The 9,331-nt window shown below is 41.5% G+C and carries 7 protein-coding genes, 1 rRNA gene and 1 riboswitch; of the genes, 5 read left to right on the top strand and 3 right to left on the bottom strand.

The features are described 5' to 3' along the window. The first annotated feature begins 12 nt into the window (after window positions 1-12). A 5S ribosomal RNA gene (rrf, locus tag JUE95_RS10240) occupies window positions 13-129 on the top strand. Window positions 130-375: 246 nt separating this feature from the next. Beyond that, window positions 376-1,674: a cation:dicarboxylate symporter family transporter gene (locus JUE95_RS10235; protein ID WP_203651264.1), complete on the top strand. Its 1,299-nt coding sequence runs from the start codon at window positions 376-378 to the stop codon at window positions 1,672-1,674. Between the two features lie 716 nt (window positions 1,675-2,390). After that, window positions 2,391-2,556: riboswitch (M-box (ykoK) riboswitch) on the bottom strand. 72 nt (window positions 2,557-2,628) lie between these two features. Here JUE95_RS10235 and JUE95_RS10230 read toward each other — a convergent pair. Continuing rightward, window positions 2,629-3,654, bottom strand: coding sequence for a threonine aldolase family protein (locus JUE95_RS10230; protein WP_203651262.1), 1,026 nt, complete (start codon window positions 3,652-3,654; stop codon window positions 2,629-2,631). A gap of 209 nt (window positions 3,655-3,863) precedes the next feature. On the opposite strand from JUE95_RS10230, the gene JUE95_RS10225 reads away from it, so the two are divergent. From JUE95_RS10225 to JUE95_RS10215, 3 genes are all read left to right on the top strand, one after another. After that, window positions 3,864-4,214: a hypothetical protein gene (locus JUE95_RS10225; protein WP_203651261.1), complete on the top strand. Its 351-nt coding sequence runs from the start codon at window positions 3,864-3,866 to the stop codon at window positions 4,212-4,214. A 328-nt stretch (window positions 4,215-4,542) separates the two neighbouring features. Then, a complete protein-coding gene (locus JUE95_RS10220) occupies window positions 4,543-5,184 on the top strand; it encodes an SDR family oxidoreductase (RefSeq protein ID WP_203651260.1) in 642 nt (213 codons plus the stop codon). Window positions 5,185-5,271: 87 nt separating this feature from the next. Continuing rightward, window positions 5,272-5,814: a VanZ family protein gene (locus tag JUE95_RS10215; RefSeq protein ID WP_203651259.1), complete on the top strand. Its 543-nt coding sequence runs from the start codon at window positions 5,272-5,274 to the stop codon at window positions 5,812-5,814. Window positions 5,815-5,900: 86 nt separating this feature from the next. Here JUE95_RS10215 and gnd read toward each other — a convergent pair whose 3' ends face one another. Beyond that, complete coding sequence (gene gnd / locus JUE95_RS10210) at window positions 5,901-7,337, bottom strand: NADP-dependent phosphogluconate dehydrogenase (protein ID WP_203651258.1); 1,437 nt, start codon at window positions 7,335-7,337, stop codon at window positions 5,901-5,903. Window positions 7,338-7,851: 514 nt separating this feature from the next. Next, on the bottom strand, window positions 7,852-9,324 hold the full coding sequence (zwf, locus tag JUE95_RS10205; protein ID WP_203651257.1) for a glucose-6-phosphate dehydrogenase: 1,473 nt from the start codon (window positions 9,322-9,324) through the stop codon (window positions 7,852-7,854). Between the last annotated feature and the right edge of the window lie 7 nt (window positions 9,325-9,331).

Genomic DNA, 9,331 nt, shown 5'->3' with positions numbered 1-9,331 from the left:
AGTTCTCAATAGTGTGGTGGCGATAGCCTGAAGGATACACCTGTTCCCATGCCGAACACAGCAGTTAAGCTTCAGCACGCCAAGAGTAGTTGGGGGATCGCCCCCTGCGAGGGTAGGACGTTGCCACGCAACCGAAGCAGTTATCGAGTAATCGATAGCTGCTTTTTTTCTACACAAAAGTAAAAAGCCACTACAAGTTATAAAATTAACTAGTGAATAAAAAAAATTTGGATAAAAAGTTTACTCGTAAACCTTGCTAAATCAGCATTCCCAGAGTAGTAGTTTGTGAACTCAAAAATGAGACACTCAGCCTTTCTGAGATTATGATAGAATAATAAGGAAGTGCAATAATTATTTAGATTGAGGGGCTCGAAAATGAAACATTATCGAGGTTATCGCTTAAGCTTGGGCTGGCAGATTATGATTGGGCTGGTTCTAGGAATTATTTTAGGGGTTATTTTTTACCAGAATAAAACGGCGATAACAGCTATGCAGAACATTGGGACCATGTTTATTAACTTGATTCAGATGATCGTTTTGCCAATTGTCGTTTCTTGCCTGACAGTTGGGATCGCCAACATGGGAGACATCAAAAAACTTGGTCGAGTCGGTGGTAAAACACTGATTTATTTTGAGGTCATGACTACAATTGCTATTATTCTAGGTTTAATAGTCGGCAATGTCTTTCATCCTGGTGATTTTATTAATATTCATCAGTTACATTCTTCAGATATTAGCCAGTACGTGGCTACTGCAAAGACAGCTAAAGCACACAGTGGTATCTGGGCAACGTTGATGGGGATCATACCAACCAACTTCTTCAGTGCGCTAAGTACCGGTGATATGATGCCCGTGATCTTCTTTAGCGTTTTCTTCGGTCTTGGTACTGCAGCAATCGGCAAACAAGGTAAAATCATTATTGATTTTTTGCAAGCCGTTTCTGAGGTTATGTTTAAAGTCACTAACTGGGTTATGCATGCTGCACCAATTGGTGTTTGTGCGCTAATTGGTGTCACTGTTGCTCAAATGGGATTATCGGCGCTAGCACCTTTGGGGTACTTCGTATTCCTAGCATACGCGACCATGATTGTTTTCATCCTCTTTATCATGGGTGGTGTTGGTCGAATAGCTGGGCTAAATATTTTTACCCTGCTTAAAGTGATTCGGGATGAATTTATTTTAGCTTTCTCAACTGCCAGTTCAGAAGCCGTTTTACCACGGATTATTGATAAAATGGATAAGTTCGGTGTCAGCCAAGGGATCGTGTCCTTCGTTGTTCCTACTGGTTATACTTTCAACCTAGATGGTTCAGCTATCTATCAATCATTAGCAGCACTGTTCCTTGCACAGGCCTATCATATTCATCTGAGCCTAGGTCAACAGATTACCTTACTAGTTGTCCTAATGATTACCTCAAAGGGAATGGCAGGGGTGCCAGGGGCCTCATTCGTCGTTCTGCTTGCCACTATGTCAACAATTGGGGTACCAATGCAAGGGCTAACCTTTATCGCTGGTATTGATCGTCTAGTAGATATGGGCCGAACCTCTGTTAACGTGGTTGGTAATTCACTGGCATCAGTTGTGATTGCCAAGTCCGAAAATGAATTCGATGAAAAAAAGTCGGCAGAATTTGCGGCGACTTTTAATAAACGAAAAGAGTCTGCGGCTAATTAATCAGCCAAATTAAAAAAGATATATTAAAAGCGCTTTGGTTGAAGAACCAAAGCGCTTTTTTTGGTGCCATCTCAATTGGCTGATAACCGCAAGTGAGGTTGATTCCCATCAAGCTATACTTGTGATCTACGTTAACAAAATCGACGGCGTTATAGTAAATTTTATGATGATGGTTGGCGTTTAAAAATGAAATTCTTACGCTTTGTGGCGGAAGTTAGCCGCACTTAAATCTCCCCACGCAGTTCCCTGCATGGTGAAGCACATCTTTAGTTGACCGACATCTCACTGTCAACTGGCCAACACGGGCACCGAGACTCAGACTGCTAACCCTTGCTTTCCCAATTCAATCGAATAATAAATTGATTGCACTAACGTATACGTTCAGGATCTTCGCTAACAATCAGTTACAACACTGGTTACGAAGAAAAAGACAGTGGTCAATCAATCTATCAATCATTTTAAAATCGCCAAATATAGGGCAGGGAAAGTAAGTCAGCACAGTTCGAGAATCGATTTCTACCGATTCATTCCATGGAGGTGAGCTATGACGACCCGCTTTCCCTGGCACGCGTGATAAGACTGCGATCCAGGATCATATGTTTCTGTTGTCATACTACTCACCTCCAGTGATGGTTGCCGTGCGTTAGGTGTAAAAAAACGCTCAGTCAACAATTGACTGAGCGCACTGATTTGCACACTTAAATAACCTTAAAAGGTTGTTTAGCCAATCGTTGAGCTTTAGCACTATACGGCGTAGTTATTGGATAACAGCCACATTAGACCGAGCCTTTTTTTAACTCGGACAGCTGACTCATTGGCGTTTTTCGACGTTTCTGAGCAGTAGCGTTTTCCGTATAGGAGCCTCACCTAACGGCTTTATTCATTTCCATATTTAAGTATAACTGATTTTCTTAAAAATAACAAATCATTTGCAAGCTGTGTGCTTGATTAAAGCTATAATATCTCAATTAACGCATTAACTTCATCTTCGGTGGTTGACCAGCTGGTAACTAACCGGATAGCTGTATGTGTATCGTCGACGATTTCCCAGAAAGAAAAATCAACTTGTTTTCTTAACTCGTCTAACTGGTTATTATCAACCACTACAAACTGCTGATTGGTTGGTGAATCAGTGAAGAATTGATAGCCTTTATCCTTAAGTGCCTGTTTTAGTTTCATGGCTAAATCGATAGCGTGCTGACTGATTTTGAAATACAGATTATCCGTAAACAAGGCATCAAACTGAACACCGATCAGACGGCCCTTGGCCAGCATAGCACCTTGACGCTTGATCTTTGTCGTAAACCGCTTTGGGACGTTATGCTTGGTAAAGACAACTGCTTCCCCAGCTAGCGCGCCTACCTTAGTTCCGCCAATATAGAAAACGTCGCAGTAGTTGGCAATGTCAGCTAAGCTTAAATCGTTTTCTGGGCTCATTAACGCGTAGCCTAGCCGGGCGCCGTCCATAAATAGGGGCAAGCCGTTCGTTCGGCAGACTTGGTAAAGATCAGCTAGTTCCTTTTTACTATAAAGAGTACCAACTTCAGTGGCAAAGGAAATATAGACCATACCTGGTGCAACCATTTGACCATGATTTTCATCGGCTTGCCAATCGTCTAAATACGACTGAAGGTTTTCGGCAGTTACCTTACCTTGAACCCCGGGAAGTGTGAGCACTTTATGGCCGGTATATTCAATTGAGCCAGCTTCGTGAAAATTGATATGACCGGAATCGGCAGCTACCACGCCTTCGTCGTCATCTAATAAGTTTGAAATAACCACTTGGTTGGTCTGAGTTCCACCAGAGATGAAAAAGACCTCAGCATCTGGAACGTGACAGGCGGCTTGAATTTTTTTTATCGCTCGTTTGGTGTATTCGTCTTGACCATAGCCGGGTTGCGCATCCAGGTTGGTATTAACTAACGCTTGGAGCACTTTGGGGTGTGCTCCGCGTGAATAATCATTTGCAAAAGGTAACATGTTTTTTCCTCTTTTCAACTAGATATGTCATACTGATTTTATTTTACGCTCTTTTCCGACGGTTATTGCAGTTAATTCAGACCTTTTCTCCCTAGTATTTCAAAACGGTTAATCGCTCAAGTGCTTCCCTTACATAAAGTGGTTAAAAGAACTATACTTAAATTGCGGATAAAAACGTAAAAGCTTTTATTAATTAAGGAGTGATCTTCGTGTTACAACCAGGCGTTGTTTTATTTGATCAATTGAGTGACGAGGCTAAGACTCGTTCAACTCGTGATTTTATTGATTTTTATCTTAGAAAATATGAGACTAACAGTCTTGAAATCTTAACTGATTATCCTATTCAATATGAAATTGAACAAATTAATCACGATATCGAACTTAATTCTCATTTCCATCCAGAACAGCTTCGTGACTACTTGTATAAAAATGATGGCGAATTATTTGAACGAATTATTTCATCGCTTGATCAATCATTTATGGAAAATGGTGTTATGGCTGACCAGTCATACGATGAATGGTATCAGGAAAAGTACGATGAAATTTCAAAGGGCTTGTAACCGGTTCTCTTAAAACTAAAATACCGATGGATCCTGTTAATAAAGGATTCATCGGCTTTTTAATTAAAAAAAGCTACCAAACTGGTAGCTTGAATGTAGGTTGATAAGTAGATGAGCTCCAATTCTAGGGACAAATTGGAACGTGTCGGTTTTGCCTAATAAACCGGCTTGATGAGTAGAAAGTAGTATTTAAACTACATTCAAAGAATAACAGGGTAATTTTAAACATAGCTTAAAATAAAATCAAGCTTAGATGATAGCGCAAGGTAATCAGGATAGGTATAATTAATCATTATAAACAGAGTACGTGAATTGGAGGGACATTTATATGAAAGTATTTGTTATTGGGGCCAATGGTAATATTGGGCGATTGATCAGCCGTCAGCTAAGTGAAAAAGGGGCCGATGTTGTTGCGGGAATCCGTAAGCCTGAACAGTCAGCTTTTTTTGAGGATAATCACATTAAAACTGCTCACGTAGACTTACTTGGGCGACCAGAAGAATTGGGTGTTACGCTAGATGGCTTTGATGCCGTCATTTTCACAGCCGGATCAGGTGGTAAAACCGGCGATGACATGACTTTACTGGTAGATCTTGATGGTGCAGTTAAGAGCATGCAGGCGGCGCAAATCGCGGGTATTGACCGTTATATAATGGTCAGCGCACTGTGGGCCGAAGATCGGGATCGTTGGAATGAAGCCATTCGGCCATATTACGCAGCTAAGTTCTATGCGGATGACTGGCTAAGGCACCGGACTAATTTAAATTACACCATCATGGAGCCGGGCGCACTGACCTTTGATAAGGGTACGGGAAAAATTAATACCAGTGGTATTGAGGGCGGCTCAGTCGCACGTGAAGACGTGGCTAGCACGGTTATCGCTGCGTTGAACCAACCGCAGACCATTAATAAAACAATCCCAATCGTTACTGGTGAAACCCCAATCCAAGAAGCTTTAAAAAACGTTTAAACACTGCCAATGCCCCTATCTTTCTAGAATATTAGCGCCTATAGTGATGAATAGAGTGACGACGGCTGTTACTAAAGGAGGGATAGGATGACAAATTATTCTCAATGGCTGCCCTACCTCGCCTACGTCTTTATTATCATGATTGGGATAGGGGTCTTAACTGGTCAGAAGAGAACGTTTGGTCAGTTGATTACCATAGTGACGCTGGGAATTTATCTTGCAGTAGTGGGGTATTTGACGTTAACGCCCACCTCGTATGGCTTTGGTGAGGTTGCTACCATGAGGCCGTTTTGGGTTGGCAATGCACCAACTAATCCTATTCCATTCCGGGGAATTGAAATTGATTTTTATCTAAATATTTTGATGATGGTGCCGTTAGGCGTGTACCTTAAATTATTATTTAAGGTTAATTTCCGGCAAGCGATGGCCGCTGGTTTATTAATTGGTATCGGGATTGAAACGACCCAGTTTATTCTGGACAGTTTCTTGCATATGTCGCGTTGGATCGATATTAATGATGTTATTACAAATGCAGGCGGAGTCGTTATTGGTTATTCAATTGTGTTATTTTTACAGTATTCGCCCTTAAAACGAATTGTGAGCTATTTTTCAATTCAAAATTTACTGTAACCTTGAAATTATTTAAGGCCCAAAAAGCAGCTGGTCGATATGACCAGCTGCTTTTCAATTGGCTAGAAATTGCCAACTATTGGTTTTTATTGTTCTTCATACCATGGATAGTGGAACGAACCATCACGGTCAACACGCTCGTAAGTGTGGGCACCGAAGTAGTCACGTTGTGCTTGCAATAAGTTAGCAGGCAATACTTCTGAACGATATGAATCGTAGTAAGTAATTGCGGCACTGAGTGATGGTACTGGAACACCCATCTTAACAGCTAAAGCAACGACTTCACGAGTAGATTCTTGATACTTCGCAGCGATATCCTTGAAGTAATCATCCAACAGTAAGTTAGTTAAATCAGGCTTCTTGTCGAAGGCATCGGTGATGTTTTGCAGGAATTGTGCACGGATAATGCAGCCGGCACGCCAGATTTGAGCTAATTGACCATATTGTAAGTTCCAGTCGTAAGCTTCTGAAGCGAACCGAAGTTGTTCGAAGCCTTGGGCGTAACTCATGATCTTACTGAAGTAAAGGGCTTGACGAATCTTTTCAACCATTTCCTTCTTGTCACCAATTGCTTCGTTAGCTTTTGGTGCAGCTAAGGTCTTAGAAGCAGCCACACGTTCGTCCTTCATCATTGAGATGTAACGAGCGTAAACGGCTTCGGTAATAACGGATTGTGGTACTTGGACGTTCAAAGCATCTTCTGAACTCCACTTACCAGTACCCTTGTTGTTACCACGGTCTAAGATCATGTCAAGGATTGGCTTACTCTTGTCAGCGCCAAGATCATCTTTACGAGTCAAAATATCGGCGGTAATTTCAATCAAGTAGCTGTCAAGTTCGCCTTTGTTCCAGTCTTTGAAGATGTCAGCCATTTCGTCAACGGAAAGGCCTAAGACGTGCCGCATGATGTTGTAGCTTTCATCGATGAGTTCCTCATCACCATATTCGATACCGTTGTGAACCATCTTGACGTAGTGACCAGCACCGTTAGGGCCAATGTAAGTAACACATGGCTTGCCATCTTGGTCAGCTTTAGCAGCAATCTTTTCAAGGATTGGGGCAACTAAATCATAAGCTTCTTTTTGGCCACCGGGCATCAATGATGGGCCTTTAAGGGCACCAAGTTCACCACCGGAAACACCCATGCCGATGAAGTTGATTCCTGATTTATCAAGTTTAGCATTACGTGCCATCGTGTCGTGGAAGTTAGTGTTACCACCATCAATTAAAACATCACCCTTGTCGAGCAATGGAATTAATTCATCGATAACAGCGTCAGTTGGCTTACCAGCTTTAACCATTAAGAGGATACGACGAGGCTTTTCCAGTGAATCCACAAATTCTTCAATTGTGTGACTAGCGATCAATTTCTTGTCGCCGTGGTCCTGCATCACTTTATCAGTCTTTGCAGCCGTACGGTTATAAATACCAACAGTGTAGCCGCGACTTTCAATGTTAAGGGCTAAGTTCTTACCCATAACAGCCATTCCGACAACACCGATATTTGCTAATTTATCTGCCATTACAAACCTTCCTTTAAAAGAAATATATTAGTTGAAGCACATTCTTAGTTTAACATTTCACAATGAGAATGTGAAGAATCATCGTCGATTTAATAAATAAAAAAATAAGTTGTAAACATAATGTTCAATTGAAATGAAGTGCTTCCAAATAATTTATGACAAGATAAAATTAGTGGAATTTCACAAGTGCTTTAGGGTGGGATAGTGAACTTAGACGATAAAAAGTGTGATTCCTATATTTTTAATGTGAATGATAAGTGTTTCCTCGATTTTTAACTAACCTAAGTTGAGAGTTATTTTTTATGAGGATTTCACTTTTACCAATCCATTTAAAGCTATGACTAATAATCCGTTAGTAGTGACCATGCGTCTTGTACTTGACGTTTTGGGTATTCCTGAGGATTGTTCAATGGATGATCTGCTTAACGGAACGCGTAAAAATCCTTAAAATTTAGCCATATTAAAAAGGCCCCATTCTGAATTTTCAGAATTGGGAGCCTTTCGATTTAATTAATTACTTGTTTAAACGGTACACCCATTGACGGTGATCGCGTTGAATCAGCTCATCAGCAGCTGCAGGGCCCATTGAGCCTGGGGTGTAGTTAGGAAATTGTGGTTGTTGTAAGTCCCAAACCTTGCGGATTTGGTCTACGAAGCGCCATGCGTAGGAAACTTCTTGCCAACTTGAGAAGTTGGTACCGTCACCCTTCATAACGTCATGGATCAAACGTTCATATGGTTCTGGGGTAGCCTTAGAATCCTTGGCGTCCACGAAGTAGTCCAAATCGATTGGTTCAGTTTGGAAACCTTGACCGTTTGTCTTCGCGTTCAGACGAAGTGAGAAACCAGCATGTGGTTCAATGTACATTGTCAAAACGTTAGCTTCAAGCGGTGCGTTGTGGTTTTGTGGGAATGAGAAGATGTCGATCAGTGGCTTCTTGAAGACAACGTCCACACGAGTGAACTTGTCAGCTAACATCTTACCAGTCCGGATGTAGAATGGGGTACCTGACCAACGGTAGTTATCAAATAATAACTTACCAGCAACGAAGGTATCGTTGTTTGAATCGTGTGGGACATTGTCCTCATCACGATAAGCACGTTGGCTATCGCCGGCACCGTACTGGCCACGAACGAAGTTAGTTGAAGCTTCAGCGACGTTGTAAACCCGAAGTGAACGTAATGCTTTAACTTTTTCAGCACGGATATCAACATCGGTGAATGAAACGGGTTGTTCCATAGCAAGCAGACTGACGATTTGCATAATATGGTTTTGAACCATGTCACGTAAAGCACCAGAGTTGTCGTAGTATGAAGCACGTTCTTCGACACCCAGCTTTTCGGATAAAGTTACTTGGATGTTATCGATGTAACGGTTGTTCCAAAGTGATTCCACAATGGTGTTACCGAAACGAACAGCTTCGATGTTTTGGATCATTTCCTTACCTAAGTAATGGTCGATCCGGAAGATTTGCTTTTCGTCGAATGACTTGCTTAAGGCATCGTTTAATTGATGTGCTGAGTCGTAGTCACGACCGAATGGCTTTTCAATCACAACACGGTTGAAGCCATCAGTATCAGTCAAGCCTTCAGTCTTCAAGAAACCAGCAACGGTACCGAAGAATGAAGGTGCAAGTGAAAGATAGAAGATCCGGTTGCCGTTCAACTTGTATTGCTTGTCTAATTCATCAGCACGGTTTTTCAAAACTTGATAGTGTGCTTTGTCAGTAACGTCATGTGCTTCGTATACGAAATGTGAAGCAAATTTTTGTGCTTCTTTATCAGTCTTGGCAACGCCAAGTGATTTAAAAACCTTTTCTTGGAATTGTTGGTCGGTTAATTTTTCCCGAGAAGTACCAATCACACCAAAATGTTCTCTTAAAGTACCTTTTTTATATAAGTTAAACATGGAAGGATAAAGTTTCCGGTAAGCTAGGTCACCAGTCCCGCCAAAGAAGATAAATAGTGAAGTTCTTTCTGTAGCCAATACAGTC

This window comes from Secundilactobacillus yichangensis, from assembly GCF_016861565.1.
Taxonomy (GTDB): Bacteria; Bacillota; Bacilli; order Lactobacillales; family Lactobacillaceae; genus Secundilactobacillus; species Secundilactobacillus yichangensis.
Note: the sequence above shows the minus strand (reverse complement) of the source record. Positions and strands in the feature narration are given on the sequence as shown.

Bases quoted from the DNA above. Each gene is read 5' to 3' on its own strand.
- JUE95_RS10235 (WP_203651264.1), top strand. From the start codon at position 376: ATGAAACATTATCGAGGTTATCGCTTAAGCTTGGGCTGGCAGATTATG.
- JUE95_RS10230 (WP_203651262.1), bottom strand. From the start codon at position 3,654: ATGTTACCTTTTGCAAATGATTATTCACGCGGAGCACACCCCAAAGTG.
- JUE95_RS10220 (WP_203651260.1), top strand. From the start codon at position 4,543: ATGAAAGTATTTGTTATTGGGGCCAATGGTAATATTGGGCGATTGATC.
- JUE95_RS10215 (WP_203651259.1), top strand. From the start codon at position 5,272: ATGACAAATTATTCTCAATGGCTGCCCTACCTCGCCTACGTCTTTATT.
- gnd (WP_203651258.1), bottom strand. From the start codon at position 7,337: ATGGCAGATAAATTAGCAAATATCGGTGTTGTCGGAATGGCTGTTATG.